The sequence below is a fragment of the Gemmatimonadales bacterium genome (genome assembly GCA_036279355.1).
Classification (GTDB): domain Bacteria; phylum Gemmatimonadota; class Gemmatimonadetes; order Gemmatimonadales; family GWC2-71-9; genus DASQPE01.
The window spans coordinates 1-19,112 of sequence record DASUJH010000028.1 but is presented as its reverse complement, the minus strand read 5'-3'; the positions used below and the strand labels follow the sequence as shown (position 1 = coordinate 19,112).

The following is a 19,112-nucleotide window of genomic DNA, read 5'->3' as shown; positions in this document are numbered from 1 at the left end:
TCCGGGATGAGAGGTGAGGCGCGGCGGCTATTTCCGGCCGTCGATTTCGGTCAGCTCCACGCTAATGATATGCTCGTTGCCCTTGCGGATGGCCTCGAGCGCGGCGCGGTCCGGCCGGCCATCGAGGTGGATGCGGGCGCAGGTGGCTTGGGCACCGTGATAGATGATGTTCTCGACTTCCTCGACGTTGATCGCCCGGTCGGCCAGGAGGCGGAAAACGTCGGCAAGGACGCCGGGACGATTCCGGTGCCGCACGGCCAGGATATGGCTCGCGGCGCTCTTCGCCAGCCGGTTGACGCAGTTCGGGACGCTGCCCGACTCCAGAAATTCCTCCACGATGCGGAGCACCTCGTGCGCGATGGCCACCTGCGCTTGCTCGGTCGAGGCCCCGACGTGGTGCGTCCCGTAGACGCCCGGCTCCCGCACGAGGGCGCCGCCGAACGTCCCGGCGCCGCCGGCCGGCTCGTTCTGGAAGACGTCGAGACCCGCGCGGATGCCCTTGCTGCGGACGGCCTCCGCCAGCGCCGCCTCGTCCACCACGCTCCCGCGTGAGGTGTTGATGAGGTAGGCGCCGGGCCGCATTGCGCCGAGAAATTCCTCGTTGACCAGATTGCGGGTGTCGGCATTGGCGGCGACGTTGATCGAGACCGCGTCGCTCACGCGTGCCACCTCGAGCGGCGTCTGGCAGTAACGCACGCCCAGCCGCTCGGCCTCGGCCAGCGTGAGATGGCGGGACCACGCGGCGACGTGCATCCCGAACGCCTGGGCGCGCGCCGCGATCTCGCGGCCGATCTGGCCCAGCCCCACGACCCCCAGCGTCCGCCCGTGCAGGCCCCGTGACTTCGAGTATTCCGCCTTGTTCCACCGGCCCGCGCGCAGGTCGGCCACCTGGTCGGGAATCCGGCGGTCGCAGGCAAGCAGCAGGCCGAGCACCAGCTCCGCGACCGCCACCGAGTTCTTCCCCGGGCAATTCGAGACGAACACGCCGAGCTCGCTCGCCGCGGCCACGTCGATCGTGTCGATGCCCGCGCCGGCGCGGATCACGAGGCTGAGGCTCGCACCGCTCTTGAGGGCCTGGCTCGTCACCTTGGTGCTCCGGACGATCAGGATCTGCGGATCGTGCTCCTTGAGCGCGGCGGGCAGCGTCTCGGCCGTGAGGTCGGGCGCCGAAATCACGGTGCAGCCAAGCTCCTTCAATCCGTCGATACCGACCCGCTCGAACTTGTCCGCGATGAGGACTTTCATGGTCTCCTTGTGAGATCAGCCGAGTTCGTGCACGAAGAGCCCGCTGCGCAGCTTGGGCTCGAACCAGGTGCTCTTGGGCGGCATGACGGCACCCGCGTCGGCCACGGCCATGAGCTGCTCGAGCGTCGTAGCAAGGGACGAAACCGCGAGGGCCATCTCGCCCGAGCGGACCCGGTGCTCGAGCTCCGCCGTCCCCCGGATGCCGCCGACGAAATCAATGCGCGGATCGGTGCGCGGGTCGGTGATGCCGAGGATCGGCCCGAGTACGCGGTCCTGCAGGAGGCTCACGTCGAGTGAGGCGATCGGATCGGCGCGATCGATGGACTTCGGATCGAGCGTGAGCCGCTCCCACCGGCCGTCGAAGAAAAAGCAGAAGCTGCCGGGCGCGCCGGGCTCCGGGCTCTCGGCGGGCGCGAGCTGGCCGAGCGCCCGCAGGCGGCCCCGGAACGCGTCGGGCGAGAGCCCGTTGAGGTCGCGCACCAGGCGATTGTACGGCAGAATGCGCAGCTCGTCCGAGGGAAAGAGCGCGGCGAGAAACCACTCGTACTCGGCGGCGCTTTCGGAGCCGGGGGCCCCACCGCTCGCGCGCACATCGGCGGCGCGGCGCTCCCGCCCGGCGCGCCACGCGCTGGCCGAGCGGTGATGCCCATCGGCCACGTAGGCGAGCGGCACCCGGGCGAATTCCCGCACCCAGGGCGCCGGATCGGCCACCCGCCAGACCGTGTGCCGCACGCCGTCGGGCGCGGCGAAGTCGTAGAGCGGCGCGCCCGTGGTGGCCGTGCGCATGAGCGCCGCGATCTCGGGCACCGGCCGATAGGTCAGGAAGACCGGCTCCGCGTTCGCGTTGAGTGTGAGCACGTGCCGGGTGCGGTCGTCCTCCTTGTCCTTCCGGGTGCGCTCGTGCTTCCGGATCACGTCGCGCTCGTAGTCGTCGATGTGAACGCAACCCACGATGCCGGTCTGCGCGCGTCCGTCCATCACCTGCCGATACACGAAAAGCGCCGGCGCCGCGTCGCGCACCAGCACGCCCTCGGCGGCGAATCGATCGAGCGCCTCGCGAGCCGCCGCATAGACCCGCGCATCGTGCGGATCGGTGTCGGGCGGAAGATCGATGTCCGACCGGCCGACGTGCAGAAAGCTGCGGGGATTTCCTTCGGCGAGCGCCGCCGCCTCCGCCCGACTTACCACGTCGTAGGGGACGGCCGCCACCTGCGCCGCCAGCGCGGGGGTCGGCCGAAGGGCGCGGAAGGGATGCAGGCGCATGCGACAACGGTAAACCAGCGACGTTGGGGCGTAAACCGGTGCCGCCGGCGCGCTATGGAACCAGCAGCAGCTTGCCCGTCGTTGCCCGCGAGGCGAGCGCCACTTGCGCGGCGGCCGCTTCAGCCAGCGGATATTCCCGATCGATGCGCACGTCGAGCGACCCGTCGGCCACCGCGCCGAGCACGCGGGCGGCGCGGGCCAGCAGTTCCTCTCGCGTCGCGGTGTAGTGCCCGAGGCTCGGCCGGGTGAGAAAGAGCGAGCCTTTCTGGTTGAGCACCTGTGGATCGAACGGAGCCACGGGGCCGCTCGATTGGCCGTAGAGCACCATCATGCCGCGGCGCGCGAGGCAATTGAGGCCCTTCGCGAACGTCGTGCGCCCCACGGAGTCGTAGACCACCTGCACGCCCGCCCCGCCCGTGATCTGCTTTACCTCGACCTCGAAGTCCTGCCGGGTGTAGAGGATTACTTCGTCCGCACCGGCGCGCCGGGCGAGCTCGGCCTTGGCCTCGGTCGATACTGTCCCGATCACCTGCGCGCCGCGGCGCTTCGCCATCTGGCAGAGCAGAAGCCCGACGCCGCCCGCCGCGGCGTGCACCAGGCAGCGGTCGCCCGGGGTGAGGGGATACGTCGAAGTCACGAGGTAGTCTGCGGTGAGACCTTGCAGCATGACGGCCGCACCCACCTTGGCCGTGACCCCCGGCGGGAGCAGCACGAGTCGCTCCGCGGGCACGGCGGCGTAGTCCGCATACGCGCCGCCCGCACCGGACCAGGCCACACGGTCGCCGCGCTTCACCAGCGTGACGTCCGGGCCCACGGCCTCCACCGTGCCACCGCCCTCGGCACCGAGCGTATGGGGCAGTGCAACCTTGTAGAGGCCCTCACGCTGGTAGATGTCCATGTAGTTGACGCCCGACGCCTCGAGGCGGACGAGCGCCTGCCCCGGTCCGGGCGTGGGCTCCGGCACGTCGTCAAACCGCAGCACTTCCGGGCCGCCGAAGGCGTGGATGCGAATGGCTTTCACGGCCTGTCTCCCGCTTCAGGGCCGCTCGGTCGGCGCGTGCACACCGGGACCGGGCAATGGCGCCGCCCGGCCGCCTGCCGCCTCGCCCGCGACGAGCGCCGCAGCGTCGGGGTACGGGTAGATCGTGGGCGCGCCATTCATGGCCAGGCCGCCGGTGTCGGCCGTGGGCCCGTACGTGCTGTACACCGACCGACCGAGCATGCGGAGCAGCTCGACGAGCTGACCGCGGTGATGCGCCGTGTGGGCGACGCGCCGCACCACCACCCACGCGCGCGAGCGGGTCGCGTCGAAGAAGCGGACCTCCCGCTCCCACCATGGGTCATCCGTCGCGTGCAGGCGCTCGAGCCGCCGCGCCGAATCCTCGGCGTAGCGGCGGATGAATTCGAGCCGTGTCTCGTCGGCGGGCAATGGTGCCGCGCCCGTATCGATGTCGAGCATGTCGCGAAACCAGGCGTGCTCGCTGGTGCACTGGTGCACCAGATGCTCGTGCACGCTGCGGCCGCGGCGGTCGCTCGGGTGCGGGCGTGCCGGAAGGTCGCCGTCGCGGAACGTGCTCCAGATCGTGAGCACCTTGAGCCGTTCGGTCGCGTAGGTGTCGATCAGGAATTGGTATCGCACAGGGTCACCTCGTCTCCCACAGCGATCGTGCCGCCACGAATCACGAAACAGTTGAGCGCGAGCCGACCCTCAAACTCGCGGCGGATCCGCTCGAGCACTTCGGTGTTCTGCACGAGCGTGTCCGGATCGAACGTCGTCATGATGCACCGGGCGCGGAGATCGCGCGCGCCCACGAGCGCCCCACCGATCCGGAGCGTGCGTCCCTCCCAGCTCCGCTCGTCGAGGCCGGCGACACCGCCGATCACGAGGTTGGGCCGGAGCCGGCGGCCGTCCTCGCCCAGGGCGCGGATCGCGCCGTCGGTTGCGACGAGCAGCGGCAGCTGATCGAATCGACTGATGCCGTCGTAGTACGCGAGCGTGGCGCCGTCGCCCGCCGCGCGCACCACGTCGGCCGCGACATCGGCCGAGCGCCAGGGGCGGCCGTCCACCAGCGGCTGGCCATCGGCGCCGAGCGTGCCGCGGTGCCCAAGCAGCGTTGGGCGGGTACGCGCCGTAAGCACCCGGCCTGCCGGCCCGCGCACGTACACGATGCGGTCACCGGCGAAGCCCTTGTCATCGAGCTCGACCTGCTCGAGCCGCTGGCCCGCCATCGACTTGACCGGATAGCGCCAGAGTTCGGCCACCCGCAACGACGCTGCTATGCTTGAGTCCATGCGCAACTCGCGTCAAGGCACTCCGCCGCCTCGCGACACCGCGCCCGGTGTCCTCGCGCGCCGGCTCCCCATCGGCGCCGAGGTGCAGCCGGGAGGCGGCGTGCATTTCCGCGTTTGGGCGCCTCGCCGGGGGCGCGTGAGCGTGCTGCTCGACGGCGGCGCGTCCGCCGAGATTCCGCTCGGGCGCGAAGCCGATGGATACTACTCGGGCTGGGTCGCGGACGCCGGGCCCGAGACACGCTATCGCTACCGGCTGGACGGCGACGACGCCTTTCCCGATCCCGCGTCGCGCTTCCAACCCGAGGGCCCGCACGGCCCGTCGATGGTGGTGGACCCCGGCGCCTTCCGCTGGACCGACGGCGCCTGGCAGGGCGTGCGCCTGCCGGGCCAGGTGATCTATGAACTGCACGTGGGAGCCTTCACCGCCGAGGGCACCTGGACCGCGGCGGCGCGCGAGCTGGGCGCGCTTGCGGAGCTCGGCATCACGCTCGTCGAGCTCATGCCCGTCGCTGACTTTCCGGGCCGCTTCGGCTGGGGGTACGACGGCGTCGACCTCTTCGCCCCCACCCGCCTCTACGGCACGCCCGACGATTTCCGCGCCTTCGTGGACCGCGCCCACACGCTGCGTATGGGCGTGCTGCTCGACGTGGTCTACAATCACCTCGGCCCCGACGGCAACTACCTCGGCCAGTACAGCGAGCACTACGTCGCGCGCGAGCCCACCCAATGGGGCGAAGCGCTCAATTTCGACGGCCCGTGCTCGGGGCCGGTGCGCGAGTTCTTCCTCGCCAACGCCGGCTACTGGGTGGACGAGTTCCATGTGGACGGCCTCAGGCTCGACGCGACGCACGCCGTCAGAGATTCATCGGATGACCACATCCTCGCCGCCATCGGCCGCCGGGTGCGCGAGTGCGCGGGCGGCCGAGGCGTGCTGGTGGTTGCCGAGAACGAGCCGCTCGACGCGCGGCAGGTGCGGCCCGAGCGCGAAGGCGGCCTGGGCCTCGACGCCATGTGGAACGACGACTTTCACCATTCGGCCGTCGTGGCGCTCACCGGCCGGCGCGAGGGATACTACGCCGACTTCCACGGCACGCCCCAGGAGCTCGTCTCCACGGTGAAGCATGGGATTCTCTTTCAGGGCCAACCCCGTCCCGCTCGCGCCGCGCTCGGCACGTCGGCCGGCGGCGTGGCCTCGGCACAGCTCGTCACCTTCCTCGAGAATCACGACCAGATCGCGCACTCGGGGCGCGGGCTCCGGCTCCATGCGCTCGCGCAGCCCGGCTGCTGGCGCGCGGCGACTGCGCTCGTGCTGCTCGCACCCGGCACGCCGATGCTCTTCATGGGCGAAGAATTCGCCGCCTCAAGCCCATTTCTCTTTTTCGCGGACCACACGCCCGATCTCGCGCGCCTCGTGCGCGAAGGCCGCGCAAAGTTCCTCGCCCAGTTCGCGAGCCTGGCCGCGCCGGCCATGCAGGCGCAGCTCGCCGACCCCGGAGCGCCGTCGACGTTCGAGCGCTGCAAGCTCGACCGGGGCGAGCGGGACGCGGCGTGGCGTGGCACAGGGCCGCACGCCGACGCGCTCGCACTCCACCGCGACCTGATCCGGCTCCGGCGAGAGGATGCGACCATTCGCGCGCAGGGTGTGCACGGCGTGGACGGCGCCGTGCTGGGCGAGCGCGCGTTCGTGCTTCGTTTCTTCGGTGGCAGCGGCGCCGGTGACACTGCCGCGGTCGCAGGGGCGGAGGACCGCCTGCTCGTCGTCAATTTCGGCGTCGACCTGTCGCTCGTGGCGCGCGCCGAGCCGCTCCTCGCGCCGCCGCTCGGCCTCCGCTGGGCGCTCGGCTGGTCGTCGGAGGATCCGCGCTATGGCGGCGGCGGCACGTCGGCGCCCGCGGCGCGTGGACTCCTCGCTGCGGGCGCCTCGGCCATGCTGCTCGTGGCGACGGCGCAGGAATCGTAGTCCCGCGCCGTCGCACCGGGCAGGCGTAGTAGCCTGGCGCCGCTACGGCGTCGCCTCCTGGCGCCGCTACGGCGTCGCCTCCTGGCGCCGCTACGGCGTCGCCTCCTGGCGCCGCTCCGGTCCGCGGTACTTCCGCCCGGCCCGCTGGCGCCGCTCGGGGCCGCCGTACGGGGATCTGGCCCCCGCGCCCCGGATCGTCACGTCGCCCTCGCTCTCCACGCGTAACTCCTCGCGGCGGAGCGGCTCATCGATGTGCTGGGTTCCCCCCACCTGCTGCTTGCGAACGTTGACCTCCTCGCGCACGACCGGCCGCTTCCGGACGTCTACCTCCTCTTCCAGCAGTGGGACGGTGATATCCTCTCCCTCGCCCAGCTCGCCGCTGGCCGCCGTGCGCTCGGTGGCGGGGCGCCGCTCGATCACCACCTCCTCGTGGGAAACCGGCACGTCCATCGTGCGCTGCTCGGTCACGACTTCCTTCCGAAGATGGACCTCGCCCGCTTCGACCCGGCGCTTCTCGACATCCAACTCCTCCTGGCGCAGCTCTATCGCCTCGCGATCGGTCGCGGGTGCGCGGGCCGCGACGGCGCCGTGGGCAAACTGGTCGGCCCGTGGCGTGGCCGCCTCGCGGTTGAGCACGCGTGAGGGACCCAGGTCCGCGCCGTGGTCACTCAGGATGTTGACGGCATCGCCCATCCGCGCCGGCGCGGTGACCGAAACCAGCACGCCGCCCTCCCGGAATCCCGCGTCGAAGTAGCGGGCGTCCTCCTCGGAGACGCCCATTCCGATGAGCCCGCCGATGATTCCGCCGGTCGCGGCGCCGGCCCCAATGCCCACCAACGTCGAGGCGAGCACGCCGCCCACCACAATGGGCCCGACGCCCGGGATAAGCAGCGAGCCCAGGAGTCCGATCAGGCCTCCCACGATGCCCCCGCTCACCGCGCCGGTCGCGGCGCCACTGCTGGTGTTGGCACCGGTCTGGTCGATGAGGTCGCGCTGTTCGTCGCGGTCGCGCATCGCGACGCCGATCTGCTCGTCGGTGAAGCCCGCGTCCTTGAGATACCGGATGGCCGCTTCGGCATCGGCCCGGTTCCGGAAGAGGCCGACCGCCGTGCGGCCCGTGGTCGAGCCCAGGGTGTCCTTTGCTGTCATGGTGCATTGCTCCGTCGCTGGAGGGTAAAACGGGAAGGCAAGCTATCCCGCGGTGCGCGACGGAGGCGTGACGACGCTCACATCGATTGAGCCCTGAGCAGCGGCAGCTCGAGGCTGTCCCAGAGCGCGAGCCAGCTCGCCTCGATGATGTTCTCCGAGCAGCCCATCGTGCTCCATCGCTCCGCGCCGCGGGCCGACTCGACGATGACCCGCGGCCGCGCCGCCGTGCCCAGGTGATCGTCCACAATGCGGACCTTGTAGTCGACGAGGCGCACCTCGTCGAGCGCGGGAAAGTGCGGCACCAGCGCCTTCCGGAGCGCCCGGTCGAGCGCGTTCACCGGCCCCTCGCCTTCGGCCGCGGTGTGCATCACCTCGCCGGCGATGCGGAGCTTCACCATGGCGCGCGCCATCGGCATGCGGCCCCCCTGGCGGTCCACGATGGCTGTGAAGTCGAGCAGCTCGAATGGCGGCGCGTAGCCGGGCGCGGCGCGGCGCAGCAGCATTTCGAACGAGCCGTCGGCCGCCTCGAACTGGAAGCCGCGGTGCTCGAGCTGCTTGATGCGTTCGAGCACGGCGGTTTCCACGGCGCGCGCATCGAGGCCCAGCGCCTCCGCACGGAGCCGCACGTTCCGGCGCCCAGCCACCTCGCTCACTACGATGCGCGTCTCGTTGCCGACGAGCGCCGGGTCGGTGTGCTGATAGCTCTCCGGCAGCTTGGCGACGGCCGCTACGTGGATCCCGCCCTTGTGCGCGAACGCGCTCCGGCCGACGTACGGCGCGTGCGCATCCGGATTGAGGTTCGCCACGGCCGCGACGACGCGCGACACCTCCGAGAGCCGGCGCAACTGCTCGGGCGCGAGCACCGGGTGGCCCAGCTTGAGCTGCAGATTCGCGACCACCGGCACCAGATCCACGTTGCCGCACCGCTCGCCGTAGCCGTTGATCGTGCCCTGCACCTGGCGGCAGCCGGCCCGCACGGCGGCGAGCGCGTTGGCCACGGCGAGCCCGGCGTCGTTGTGCGGATGGATGCCGAGCGGCGTGGCGAACCGGTCGCGCACGCGGCAAATGGTGTCGGCGATGGTGTCGGGGAGCGCGCCGCCGTTGGTGTCGCACAGCACCACCCAGTCGGCCCCCGCATCTCCGGCCGCGCAGATCGTAGCGAGCGCGTACTCGGCATCGAGTGCCCAGCCGTCGAAGAAGTGCTCGGCATCGTAGATCACCTCTCGGCCGAGCTGCTTGAAGAAGGCGACGCTGTCGCCGATCATGCGCAGGTTCTCGTCGCGGCTGGTCTCGAGCACCCGGTCCACGTGCAGCGTCGAGCTCTTGCCGACGAGAGTGACCACGGGGGTCTCGGCCTCGACCAGCGCGCGGAGGCTCGGATCGTCCTCCGCGCGGATGCCGGCGCGCCGCGTGCTTCCGAACGCCGACACGCGCGCGTGCCGCAGCCCCGCCTCGCCGATCCGGCGAAAGAACGCCGCGTCCTTGGGGTTGGAGCCGGGCCACCCGCCTTCGATGTAGTGCACGCCGAGTGCATCCAGCAGGTGGGCGATCTTGAGCTTGTCACCCACCGAGAGCGACAGGCCCTCGCGCTGGGCGCCGTCGCGCAGCGTGGTGTCGTAGAGGCGAATGGCGGTCATTGGTGCGCTCGTCTCCCGTGCGCCGCGGCCGGCGCGTGCTTCTGGGTGAAAACGAACGCGGCCTCCCGATCGGGAGGCCGCGTCTGACATCGCTCAGCGGGCTCGGTTACCCGCGCGTCAGCACGCCGCCTCCCGGGGGAGCCGGATGGGCCGGATGATTCGGATGCAGCCCCGGATGGGCTCTGCGTGGCGATGCATGATCATGCAATTGTAGCAGCGGGCGGGGCGGCGTCAATGGGGCGGCGGTGTTTCATGCCGGGCGCGCAATGCCGCTGTAGGCCGGCGCCAGGGCGCAGCGTAGCGTGTGCCATGCCGAGTTGCGCCCGCGCGTTTGGAGGATGCAGCTTATGCGTATGGCTCGTACCACCGGCGAGTGGACCGCGGAGCGGGTGCGCGAGCGTCCCGACGACGGAAAGCGGTACGAAGTGGTCGACGGGGAGTTGCTCGTGACGCCGGCGCCTGGATTTCCCCACCAGCGCGCGCTGGCGGCGCTCTACGATGCGTTACGTGAATACGTCGCTGGGCTCGATCGTGCCGAGATCGTCTTTTCACCCCCTGACGTAGAGTTCGACTTCCGTACCATGGTCCAGCCGGATCTCTTCGTGATCACGTGGACCACGGAGCAGCGGCCGCAAACCTGGCGGGACCTCGAGCGGCTGATCCTTGCCGTCGAGATCCTCTCGCCGAGCTCCGCCCGCCGATCGGATCGTGAAGCGCGGGCTCTATCTCGATGCGCACGTCGTCGAGCGCTGGCGAGCCGGCGACGAGCGTCCCGAAATCCTCGCCGAGCGCCTCGAGTGGCGCCCCGACCGGGCGCGCCCGGCTCTCAGTCTCGACCTTCCTGCGCTCCTCGACAACATCCGTCGCTGACGTAATTGTGCCACGCGCCACACGCCGGACTGCAGGAAAGGTGGGTGGAACGGGCGCGAAGCGCCCGTTCCCGCGAGATAGATGTTGCGAAGGGGGTTGAGAAGGGATTACAGCGAAAGCAAAGGGATTGGTCAGCTCGTCCGGCCGCAGGGCTTTGGGGGCCGAGGGCTGGTTCGGACGTCTCGCATGTCGCCAGCCAGCCTTTACTCTCGCCAAGGGTGAAGATACGGGACCCCGGAGGGGCCGCTGTGCGGTGGGTCACACGTCTCGATGCAGCGTTGCCCACCACGGCCGACGCCGATCATTGTACCCGCTCGAGCCGCGGGTTCGGCCGGTACTCGCGGCCGGCCTTGGCGCACGGCGTTCCATCGACGAGCACGATATCAGCCGTGAAATCGTAGGTTCCGGCAAAGAGCGCCGAACCCACCCCGTACGCATCCACCGGCACGCCCTGGCGTTCGAAGTCCCGGATCTTCTCTACCGTGAATCCGCCCGAGGCGACGATCCGCACCGCACCGTGGCCGCGGGCGTCGAGCGCGCGCCGCACGTTCCATACGAGCGCGGGATTCACCCCCGTCGGCGTCATCTGCCCCAGCTCGTGCCAGAGCGAGCGGTCCACCATCAGCTCGCCGGTGTCGAGCCGCACCCCGTAGAGCCGGGGCCCGAGCGCGTCGGCCACAGCGAGCGAAGTGCCCACGCAGTCGTTGTCGAAGTCCACCAGCGCCACGACCTGCACGTCGGGCCCGACGTACTCGGAGAACTTGCGGGTCGCGAGCACGGTGTCGCCGCCGTACGCGGCGATGAGCGCGTGCGGCACGGTGCCGACGCCCCGGCTTTGCCACCACGACGCCTGCGCGTCGGTCGAGACGCCGGTGGCGCCGGCCATGTCCGCCGCATAGCCGTCGCCCGCCTGCATGAGCCAATGATCGTGCCGCGCCGGGAAGAAGATCACGCCCTTCGGTGCCGCGGCCTCGACCACGCGGCGCGTGTTGGTGGCGACCCGCGTGCGTCGCGCGATCACGCCAAGGTAGAGCGTCTCGAGGTGCGCGAAAGCGTCATAGGGGCCTTCGATCAGCATTACCGTCTCCCACGGTGCCGCCTCATCGCCATCGTAGAGCGCCCACACCTCCAGGTCGCTCCACTCGATCGCGCCGAGCTTGAGGATGGCGATCGCCTCGTCCACGCCGCCGAGAAACGCGGGCGCCTTGCCGAACACCTGCATGGTGACGCGCGGGTGATAATCGTCGGCCAGCAGCACCTCGCGCGCGCGCACGAAGTAGCGATCCGAGTAGTATCCGGCCCGGATCGGCTCGACCGGCAGGTTGAAGATGGCGGGATCGAGTCGCGGCCGGTGTGCCATGGGTGGCGGTGGGGAAGGCTGATAAACTAGAGGCGAGCAATTCGCGCGGCAAGCGACGCGCGTCACCTTCGATTACGAGACCCACGCGATGCCCTTGCACCGCTTCGTCCCGCTCGCCCGCGCATCCGCCGTGCTCGCCCTTGGCGCCGCGCTTGGTCCCGCCGCGCTGCCGGCACAGCAGCCGGCGCCGACCGACTCGACTTTCGCATCGGCCGAGGCTCCTGAGTCCACCTGGACCAATCTCGACGTGCCGTGGCGCCTGAGTTACTTCCCGTTTCTGAGCGGCCTCGCCAACGACGGCCCGCTCATCGGGGCCCGCGTGCGCTACGCCGAGGCCGCGCCGTACGAAGCACGAGTCACCACCAGCGCGTCGCTCACCCTCGACGCTGCAGCCGGTTTTCACGGCACCCAGTTCGCGCGGGCCGAATTTCGCGCGCCGCGGCTCGTGCGCGGCTGGCGCTTCTCGGTTCTCGGCGCGGCGGTGCGCGAGGCGCGGTTCGGCTTTTTCGGGCTCGGCAACGATACGCCCAACGATCCCGACGCCGTGAACGACGCCCAGCCGCTCTTCTACCGGGTGAACCGCACCGTGTATCGCGGCCAGCTCGAGGTGAGCCGCCAGATCGTCGGCCCGCTGCTCCTGGCCGTGCAGGGCGACGTGCGATCGGTCAAGTTCTCGGCGCAGGATCAGGGCCCCACGGTGTTCCGCGAAACTTTCGGCGACGTGCTCCGCCAGGACGACGCCTCCGCGCGCGCGGCACTCGTGCTCGACCTGCGCGACAACGAGTACAACACCACGAGCGGCGCGCTGCTCGAAGCCGGCGGCCAGGTGGCGAACGGCGGCGGCAACTACGAACGGCTCTACGCGGTGCTACGCGGGTGGCTGCCGGTGCGCCGCGGCACCGTCGTCGCCGCGCGCCTCCTTGGCTCCCAACTCTTCGGCGAACCGACGCTCGATGCTCGGTTCGAAGTTCCCGCCTGGGAGCGTCCCGTCGGCGTGCTCGGCGGCCAGTTTTCGCTCCGCGCCATCGAAAGCGGCCGGTTCGCGGGCAAGGGCGTGCTGCTCGGCAACTTCGAGGTGCGCCAGGAGGTGAAGTCGTTCGGGCCCGAGGGCGCGCTCGGAGCGCTGGTGCTGGTGGGCTTTGTCGATGCCGGGCGGGTCTTCGAGGATACCGACTTCCGCCTCACCACCGACGGTGTGAAGGTGGGCGGCGGCCTCGGCGCCGGCGTGCGCTTCCTGCGCACGATGGCGTTCACGTTGAATCTCGCGCGCGGGCCCGACGGCACCCGATTCACCTTTGGGTACGGCTGGATGTTCTAGGCGGGACCGATCGGCGGAAGCGGCGGCGCTTCGTGCCCGGCCGGATGTGCCGGAAACCCGGCGGCCGCGAGCACCTGGTCCAGCGTGGTCTCGCCGTGGTCGCGGGCATACCAGCGGCGAACCTCGGGGTAAATCGACTCCTTCGGCGCGCCGGCCGCGCGCTGCGCCATCACCCAGGCCTGGAGCATCGTGGGCCGCGGACCCCAATGTCCCCGCTCGCGGAAGTGCTCGTCGAGCGCAATCACCACCGGAATCGAGCGCGACCCGTTGGTGAGATACCGATCCATCACCGCGGGGTATTCGTCGCGCCGTAGCACCCGCAGCTCGACCCCGGGCGCGGCCTCGGCCAGACGGGCGAGCACCGGCACGGTGTTCGACGCGTCGCCGCACCAGTCTTCGACCAGCACGAGCAACCGGAGCCCCGCATCGGGAGGGACCGCGGCGAGCGCCCAGTCGGGGATGCGGGCGAGTCGGTGCAGCCCCTCCCACAAGCCGCGGTGCTTGAGATCGCTCGCGTGCACGAAGCCGTCGTAGGTGAGCGCCTTGTTCCAGAGCGACGGAAAGTCGAGCGCGGGCGCGCCGGCATCAGAGCTCTTCAATCTTTACCCCGCGCGCCCCCAGCTCGTCCACGTAGGCCCGGAACGGCACCGCCTCGTCGGGCGTGCGCACGCCATGCGCGGAAATCCGGCCGTCCGCCTGCATCTGGCCCGTGATCGAAAGCGAATAGCCGGTGGTGCGCATCATGGCGCTGATCCCTTGCTCCGCGTCGTAGAAGTCGAGCAGCCGGAACCGCGCGCGGGATGGTTGGCCGTCCTTCGTGCCGGTCACTTCCACCTGCAGCGCCACGACGTCGCGCTCGCGCGGCTTGAACAGCTTGGGGTGCACCGCCGCGATGAACACGTCGCGCGGTACGACCCGCTCGCCTTTGACATCGATCGGCGCGTTGTCCAGCAGGCCCAACTCGCGGATGGGCCGCATGATCGCCGCATGGCCCGGGTAGCGCAGCGTCTTGTACTCCATCACGTCCACCCGGCCTTCGTAGGCGAACGGCAACGTGCTGATGCCACCCGCCGTATGGAATGCCTCGAGCCGGCCGACCGGAGCCGGAAAATCCACCATTTCGATTTCGCTCAGCGCGTCCACCTGCACCCGCCGGCCGCCGCGCAGCACCCATGACGGCGTGGTGTAGTAGTCGAGCGCGCCCTCGAGCGAGTACACGATCTGATAATTGAGCGGAGGCTCCGGATGCTGCGGCAGGCCGCCGACGAAGATCTTCACCCGCTCGGTGGCATCCATGCGCCGGATCCCCTCGGCCGCGAGGATGTTCACCATGCCGGGGGCGAGCCCGCAGTCGGGAATGATCGACAGATCCTTCTTGCGCGCTTCCGCGTCGAGCTTCTTCTGCTCGAAGACGATCTCGGTGTTGCCGCCCAGATCCGCGAAATGGCAGCCGCTCTCGACGGCCGCTGCGGCCATGGGGCCGTTGTAGTAGTAGGGAATGGCGCTCAGCACGCCTGCGTGACCCGCCATCGCGCGGCGCACCGCGGCGCGATCGGTCACGTCGAGCGAGAGCCGGCAGAGCCGTCCGCCCCAGTCGCCCTGGAGAAACGGCGGCAGCGGGTCGAGCCGGAGGTCGGCGAGCGTGACGCGCTCGACGGCGCGGTTCTGCAGCAGATCGTAAGCACACGCGGAGCCCTGGAGGCCGGCTCCGAGGACGAGCATCTTCATGGCGCGCATCTCGGTGGCGTTCGGGATCGGACGGAGCCTCGGAATGTACCTCGAAGCGTCTACCCGCTTCAACTCGCGCGGCGCGCTCGCGCTCGATGCGCGCGCAGGATCACGGCGGCGCCTGCGGCCCCGCGTCGGTTGAGCGAAGCCCTGGAAAAAACGTGAATTGGCGCGGGTGCGCGGGGGCGCCGGTCCATTCCATGGGCCGGCCGTGCCCCGGGCCGTCGGGCCGGATCACCAGCCTTCCATCGACTACATAGCCCACGGAGTCCGGCCCCCAGCGCACCGGGTCGTGGCCTGCTGCAAAGGCCGCGGCTCGCCCGCTGTCGCCCTGGGCGCAGAGCGAATCGCCGCACGCCACCACCCGCGCGAAGGGCGGCGCGCCGAGCCACACGGCGAGACTCGAGTCGGCGGCTGCCCGCTTGGCCGGCGCCACGGGACGCGCGGCGGGCGGCGCGGGCGGCGCGTCCAGTCGCCACAATTCGGCACCGGCCCGCACGTAGATCACCCGGCCGTCGTCCCACCACCCCACGCGCTCGGGCCGCGCCGCATCCGCGCCGAGCGGCAGCTCGCGCTCGGCGCCGCTCAGCAGGTTCATGACCCAGACGTCGGCGCGCGCCGAGTCGCCGAGCGAGTGCTGGCGGATAAACGCGACGACCGAACCATCCGGCGAGAGCGCCGGCGCCGTCTCGGCGACGTTGCTGAAGGTGATCTGCACGACCTCGCCGCCGTCCGCGCGCACGCCGAACAAGTCGGTCCGATTGCCGGGCGCGTCGCCCACAAAGACGGCGTAGGCGTCGCGCCCGATCCTGGCGCGCCCCCGGAACGGCGAGATTCCGGTGGAGCACGCCGCCAGCAGCGCGAGCAGTGCGAGCGCCGCGTCACCCCTCACGCGCAACCGTGGCCTTGAGCAGCCACCAGGCATGCGGGTCCACCTCGACCGCGGCCGGCGCCCGCGCGATTCCGTCGACAACCCGCCGCGTCTCGCGGCCATCCACGTCCACCCTGATCGGCCGGCCATCGACTACGATCTCGAGCCCCGGCATCCGGTACAATCCCCACTCGGCCGGCTGCGTCTGCCGGATCGTGAGCGCGAGCCGGCCGCCGTCGTAGCGCCAGCGCACATCGAGCACCGGATAGCCGGGCTGGGTCAGCGCCTGGGTGAAGTACCAGTCGAGATTGCGCCCCGCGGCCTCGCCCATCACCCGCGCGAAGTCGGCCGAGAGCGCGGTGCTGTCGCGGTACGCGCGGTAATAGCCGCGGAGTCCCGCCGCGAACGCCGAGTCTCCGATCATGCCGCGAAGCTGGTGCAGCACCCAGGCGCCCTTCTGGTAGTTGTTCTCGTTGAGCAGCGAGAGCAGATCGCGCACCGACGGATCGAGGATCGGTCGATCCACGACGGACGACGCGAAGTACTGCCCGGCCGCGCGCCGCATCTCGTCCGCGAGCACCGCGGGCCCATCCGCGCCGGCCGCGTGCTCGCCCCACATTGCCGCGAGATAGGTGGCGAAGCCCTCCGAGAGCCAGAGGTGGTGCCAGTCGCGCTCCGTCACCGCGTCGCCGAACCACTGGTGCGCCGTCTCGTGCGCCACCGTCTGCTCGCCGAGCCTGCGGGCGCGATAGAGGCTGTCGTTGTAGAAGATCGCGGTGGTGTTTTCCATTCCGCCGAACTCGGTGCTCGATTCGACGTGCGCCAGCGACGCGTACGGAAAGGGTCCCATGAGTCGCGAGAAGAAGTCGACGATTTCTCCAACCCGGCGGAACGGCCCCGCGAGCGCGAACGCCGAGTCGGCCGGCGCGGTCCACACGCTCTGGTGGACGCAGCGGACTTTGCAGGCGGCGTCCGGCAGCGGGGTCACCGCGAACCGGGCGATGCCGATCACCATCGTGTACACCGGAATGTCCCGCGGCATGTCGTAGCTCCACACCGCGCGGCCCCGCGGCAGCGTGTCCACGCCGCGCAGAGTCCCGTTCGCGATCACCTCGTCTGCAATCGGCGCCTCCACGTGAAAGCTCACCGAGGCCTTGTCGGAGGGATGGTCCTGCACCGGGAGCCAGCCGTGGGCGCGGTCCGGCCAGTTGTCCGCAAAGATGGTGCGGTTGCGCCCGGTGCCGCGGAAGACGAGCCCTTCGCGCGGCTCGCCGCGGTATTCGACGCGGGTGGTGATGGTGTCGCCCGGCGCGCTCTGGTCGGGGATCACGAGGCGGTCGCTCTCGCGCCGCCACGCGACGCGATGCAATTCCCCGGCGCGGCCGCCTTCCAGCACGCGCACGACCTCCATCGCCGAGTCGAGCGCCAGCGTGATCGGCCCCCGCAAGCGGAGCCGCCAGCGCGTCTCGACCGAGCCCTCGAGATATCGGCCGCTGTCGCTCGGTGCGAGCGTCACGTCGTAGTGGATGGCGTCCTGCGTGGGGAGCGCCGTGTCCGCCCCCGCGGCGAGCGCCGCGCCCGCCCCCGCGCCCGCGGCGGCGGCCTGCAGGAGAAGAATGGAAAACATGAGAGGGCGTGCCGAGCGCGCCCGCTAGCCGCCGAGCCTCGCGCGGAGGAACTGGAGAATCCGCGTCCACGCGCGCTCGACCTCCGGACCATCCGATCCCTGGCGGCCCGGCCTCAGAAAGCCGTGGCCGGTGCCGGGAAACACCTCCGGCGTGTAGCTCTTCCCCAGCGCGTTCATCGCGGCGGTCACCTCGGGCAGCGCGCCGGTGATGCGCGCGTCGTTCTCGCCGTAGATGCCGAGGACCGGCGCCTTGATGCGGCGCATGGCGGCGGTGTCGGGCGCCGGGCCGTAGCAGACCACGGCGGCGCGGAGGTGCGGATTGTTGGTCGCGTAGCGGAAGCTCTGGCCCCCGCCCCAGCAGAAGCCGATGACGCCGATCTTGTCCCGCTCCACCCCCGTGCGCCCGTTGAGGTAGGCGTAGGTCGCGTCGAGGTCCCGCGTGATCCGGTCGGGCTCGAGCTCGGCCACGAGCTTGCGGCCCGAGTCGGGGCTCGCGGGCGAGCGGCCGTACTTTGTCGAGAGCAGGTCGGGCACGGCCGCCACGTAGCCGTTCTTGGCGAGCCGGTCGGCCACGGTCGGCTCCCAGTCGCTCAGGCCGAAGATCTCGTGGATCACGATCATCGCCGGCGCCTTCGTCTTCCGCTCGGGATATGCGACGTACGCGCGGAGCGAGTCGCCGCTGGAGGTTTTGATGTGGACCCACTCGCCGTGCGTCGTCACCGGATCGAGCCGTTGGCCGGTACGCACGCCGTACGCGCCGGCGGCACCCACGGCGAGCGCGATCGCGGCGACGAGCACGTGGGATGCCGCCCCGGTGAGCGGCTGGAACTGGCGGGATCGACGACGGCGAGCGGTCATACGGACCTCCGGGAACCTGGCGCCGCGGCATTGCGGGTGGGGTGGCCCGCAATCTCGCGTGGATCGCGGCGAGGGTCCAGGCTCGCCTCGCGGGGCCTCTGGCGCGCTCACTCCTCCGCGGCACCGCCGGCCGTCGCCACCTGGTCCGCGCGGATTTTGCCCGCGTCGAACCGGCGTGCCGCGGCGAGCATCCGCTCGATCGTCTCGTCCACGTCGGCTTTGGCGCCCCGCCTGAAGCGGAGCGGATTGATCCGTGCCACGACGAACGCCCGGAGGTACGGGCTGTCGAAGCCGCGCTCGCGGAGCCGCGCCATCGCCTCGCTCACGCCGGCATCCAGCTCGAGCAGTCGTTCGGCCCGCTCGGCGCGAATCTCGAGCGCGCGCGAGAGGCGGTTGGGGAGGAACTGCTCGACGCGCTTGAGGACCGGGTGGTAGCTGGCGCCGGCAAAGCGCCCGTTCCGCTGATAACAGAGACCGAGGGTGAGGAGCGACGGCTCCTCAAACTCGATGGCATACTCCCGCTCGGGCCGGTCGTCGAGCGCGGCCAGGCTCTCGGCGAGGCGCGAGACCTCGAGCGCGCGCTCGCGCAGGTTGTGCGCCTTCTCGGTGTTGAGCAGCAGGATGCGGTGGGCGACCTCGGGCTCGGGCACGACGAGCGCGACGACGGCGCGGGCGCCGAGCCGTCGGAGCGCGGCGAGCCGGTGATTGCCGTTGGGCGTCCAGTAGCGGCCGTCCGCTGTGCGTACCGCGACGACCGGATCGAGAAAGCGGTCGAGCCGCTCGATCGCGTCCGCGAGGCGGGCGACGTGGGGCTCGGAAAGGTCGCGCTGGTACGGGGTGGGCTCGACGCGGTCGATCGGGAGGGCCGCAAGCACCTGCCAGTGCCCGCCGAGCGGATCGCGATACGCGGCGAGCACGCGACCGCCGTCGCCGG

The 19,112-nt window shown here is 70.8% G+C and carries 17 protein-coding genes; 3 read left to right on the top strand and 14 right to left on the bottom strand.

Features of this window, described 5'->3' with window-relative positions:
* Window positions 1-27: 27 nt before the first annotated feature.
* From VFW66_07595 to VFW66_07575, 5 genes are read right to left on the bottom strand one after another with little or no spacing between them, the layout of a single operon-like run.
* Complete coding sequence (locus VFW66_07595; GenBank protein HEX5386542.1) at window positions 28-1,245, bottom strand: NAD(P)-dependent oxidoreductase; 1,218 nt, start codon at window positions 1,243-1,245, stop codon at window positions 28-30.
* A gap of 15 nt (window positions 1,246-1,260) precedes the next feature.
* A complete protein-coding gene (locus VFW66_07590; GenBank protein HEX5386541.1) occupies window positions 1,261-2,508 on the bottom strand; it encodes a DUF1015 family protein in 1,248 nt (415 codons plus the stop codon).
* A 52-nt stretch (window positions 2,509-2,560) separates the two neighbouring features.
* On the bottom strand, window positions 2,561-3,529 hold the full coding sequence (locus VFW66_07585) for a quinone oxidoreductase (GenBank protein HEX5386540.1): 969 nt from the start codon (window positions 3,527-3,529) through the stop codon (window positions 2,561-2,563).
* 15 nt (window positions 3,530-3,544) lie between these two features.
* The gene (locus VFW66_07580) at window positions 3,545-4,147 is read right to left on the bottom strand and encodes a DinB family protein (GenBank protein ID HEX5386539.1); all 603 of its coding nucleotides are present in this window, start codon (window positions 4,145-4,147) and stop codon (window positions 3,545-3,547) included.
* Entirely contained in the window at window positions 4,129-4,800 is a 672-nt protein-coding gene (locus VFW66_07575) for an MOSC N-terminal beta barrel domain-containing protein (GenBank protein HEX5386538.1), read from the bottom strand. The genes VFW66_07580 and VFW66_07575 overlap by 19 nt, the downstream gene beginning before the upstream one ends.
* On the opposite strand from VFW66_07575, the gene treZ reads away from it, so the two are divergent.
* Window positions 4,799-6,760 carry a malto-oligosyltrehalose trehalohydrolase gene (gene treZ, locus VFW66_07570; GenBank protein ID HEX5386537.1) on the top strand — a complete coding sequence of 654 codons (1,962 nt, stop codon included), beginning with the start codon at window positions 4,799-4,801 and terminating at the stop codon, window positions 6,758-6,760. The genes VFW66_07575 and treZ overlap by 2 nt on opposite strands.
* Before the next feature lie 90 nt (window positions 6,761-6,850).
* Here the strand turns inward: treZ and VFW66_07565 are convergent, their stop codons facing one another.
* Complete coding sequence (locus VFW66_07565; protein ID HEX5386536.1) at window positions 6,851-7,909, bottom strand: YsnF/AvaK domain-containing protein; 1,059 nt, start codon at window positions 7,907-7,909, stop codon at window positions 6,851-6,853.
* Between the two features lie 77 nt (window positions 7,910-7,986).
* The gene (gene cimA, locus VFW66_07560) at window positions 7,987-9,546 is read right to left on the bottom strand and encodes a citramalate synthase (protein HEX5386535.1); all 1,560 of its coding nucleotides are present in this window, start codon (window positions 9,544-9,546) and stop codon (window positions 7,987-7,989) included.
* A gap of 708 nt (window positions 9,547-10,254) precedes the next feature.
* Here cimA and VFW66_07555 point away from each other — a divergent pair.
* Window positions 10,255-10,416 (top strand): hypothetical protein, encoded by a 162-nt coding sequence (locus VFW66_07555; GenBank protein ID HEX5386534.1) that lies wholly within the window; start codon window positions 10,255-10,257, stop codon window positions 10,414-10,416.
* A 301-nt stretch (window positions 10,417-10,717) separates the two neighbouring features.
* On the opposite strand, the gene VFW66_07550 is transcribed toward VFW66_07555, so the two are convergent.
* Entirely contained in the window at window positions 10,718-11,776 is a 1,059-nt protein-coding gene (locus tag VFW66_07550; GenBank protein HEX5386533.1) for a hypothetical protein, read from the bottom strand.
* A gap of 88 nt (window positions 11,777-11,864) precedes the next feature.
* On the opposite strand from VFW66_07550, the gene VFW66_07545 reads away from it, so the two are divergent.
* Window positions 11,865-13,094, top strand: a complete 1,230-nt coding sequence (locus tag VFW66_07545) for a BamA/TamA family outer membrane protein (protein HEX5386532.1) — start codon at window positions 11,865-11,867, stop codon at window positions 13,092-13,094.
* Here VFW66_07545 and VFW66_07540 read toward each other — a convergent pair.
* The 6 genes from VFW66_07540 to VFW66_07515 all read right to left on the bottom strand — a co-directional run.
* Window positions 13,091-13,693 (bottom strand): thioredoxin family protein, encoded by a 603-nt coding sequence (locus VFW66_07540; GenBank protein HEX5386531.1) that lies wholly within the window; start codon window positions 13,691-13,693, stop codon window positions 13,091-13,093. The genes VFW66_07545 and VFW66_07540 overlap by 4 nt on opposite strands.
* Entirely contained in the window at window positions 13,680-14,822 is a 1,143-nt protein-coding gene (locus tag VFW66_07535) for a saccharopine dehydrogenase C-terminal domain-containing protein (protein HEX5386530.1), read from the bottom strand. The genes VFW66_07540 and VFW66_07535 overlap by 14 nt, the downstream gene beginning before the upstream one ends.
* A 109-nt stretch (window positions 14,823-14,931) precedes the next feature.
* Window positions 14,932-15,714: a hypothetical protein gene (locus VFW66_07530; protein ID HEX5386529.1), complete on the bottom strand. Its 783-nt coding sequence runs from the start codon at window positions 15,712-15,714 to the stop codon at window positions 14,932-14,934.
* Complete coding sequence (locus tag VFW66_07525; protein ID HEX5386528.1) at window positions 15,704-17,320, bottom strand: M1 family metallopeptidase; 1,617 nt, start codon at window positions 17,318-17,320, stop codon at window positions 15,704-15,706. The genes VFW66_07530 and VFW66_07525 overlap by 11 nt, the downstream gene beginning before the upstream one ends.
* Window positions 17,321-17,344: 24 nt before the next feature.
* A complete protein-coding gene (locus VFW66_07520) occupies window positions 17,345-18,178 on the bottom strand; it encodes a dienelactone hydrolase family protein (protein HEX5386527.1) in 834 nt (277 codons plus the stop codon).
* Between the two features lie 107 nt (window positions 18,179-18,285).
* Window positions 18,286-19,112, bottom strand: an 827-nt coding sequence (locus tag VFW66_07515; GenBank protein ID HEX5386526.1) for a ParB/RepB/Spo0J family partition protein, incomplete at its 5' end; no start/stop codon positions are given.

Bases quoted from the DNA above. Each gene is read 5' to 3' on its own strand.
- VFW66_07535 (HEX5386530.1), bottom strand. From the start codon at position 14,822: ATGAAGATGCTCGTCCTCGGAGCCGGCCTCCAGGGCTCCGCGTGTGCT.
- VFW66_07520 (HEX5386527.1), bottom strand. From the start codon at position 18,178: ATGACCGCTCGCCGTCGTCGATCCCGCCAGTTCCAGCCGCTCACCGGG.
- VFW66_07545 (HEX5386532.1), top strand. From the start codon at position 11,865: ATGCCCTTGCACCGCTTCGTCCCGCTCGCCCGCGCATCCGCCGTGCTC.
- VFW66_07590 (HEX5386541.1), bottom strand. From the start codon at position 2,508: ATGCGCCTGCATCCCTTCCGCGCCCTTCGGCCGACCCCCGCGCTGGCG.
- VFW66_07565 (HEX5386536.1), bottom strand. From the start codon at position 7,909: ATGACAGCAAAGGACACCCTGGGCTCGACCACGGGCCGCACGGCGGTC.
- VFW66_07595 (HEX5386542.1), bottom strand. From the start codon at position 1,245: ATGAAAGTCCTCATCGCGGACAAGTTCGAGCGGGTCGGTATCGACGGA.
- VFW66_07550 (HEX5386533.1), bottom strand. From the start codon at position 11,776: ATGGCACACCGGCCGCGACTCGATCCCGCCATCTTCAACCTGCCGGTC.
- treZ (HEX5386537.1), top strand. From the start codon at position 4,799: ATGCGCAACTCGCGTCAAGGCACTCCGCCGCCTCGCGACACCGCGCCC.
- VFW66_07525 (HEX5386528.1), bottom strand. From the start codon at position 17,320: ATGTTTTCCATTCTTCTCCTGCAGGCCGCCGCCGCGGGCGCGGGGGCG.
- cimA (HEX5386535.1), bottom strand. From the start codon at position 9,546: ATGACCGCCATTCGCCTCTACGACACCACGCTGCGCGACGGCGCCCAG.
- VFW66_07575 (HEX5386538.1), bottom strand. From the start codon at position 4,800: ATGGACTCAAGCATAGCAGCGTCGTTGCGGGTGGCCGAACTCTGGCGC.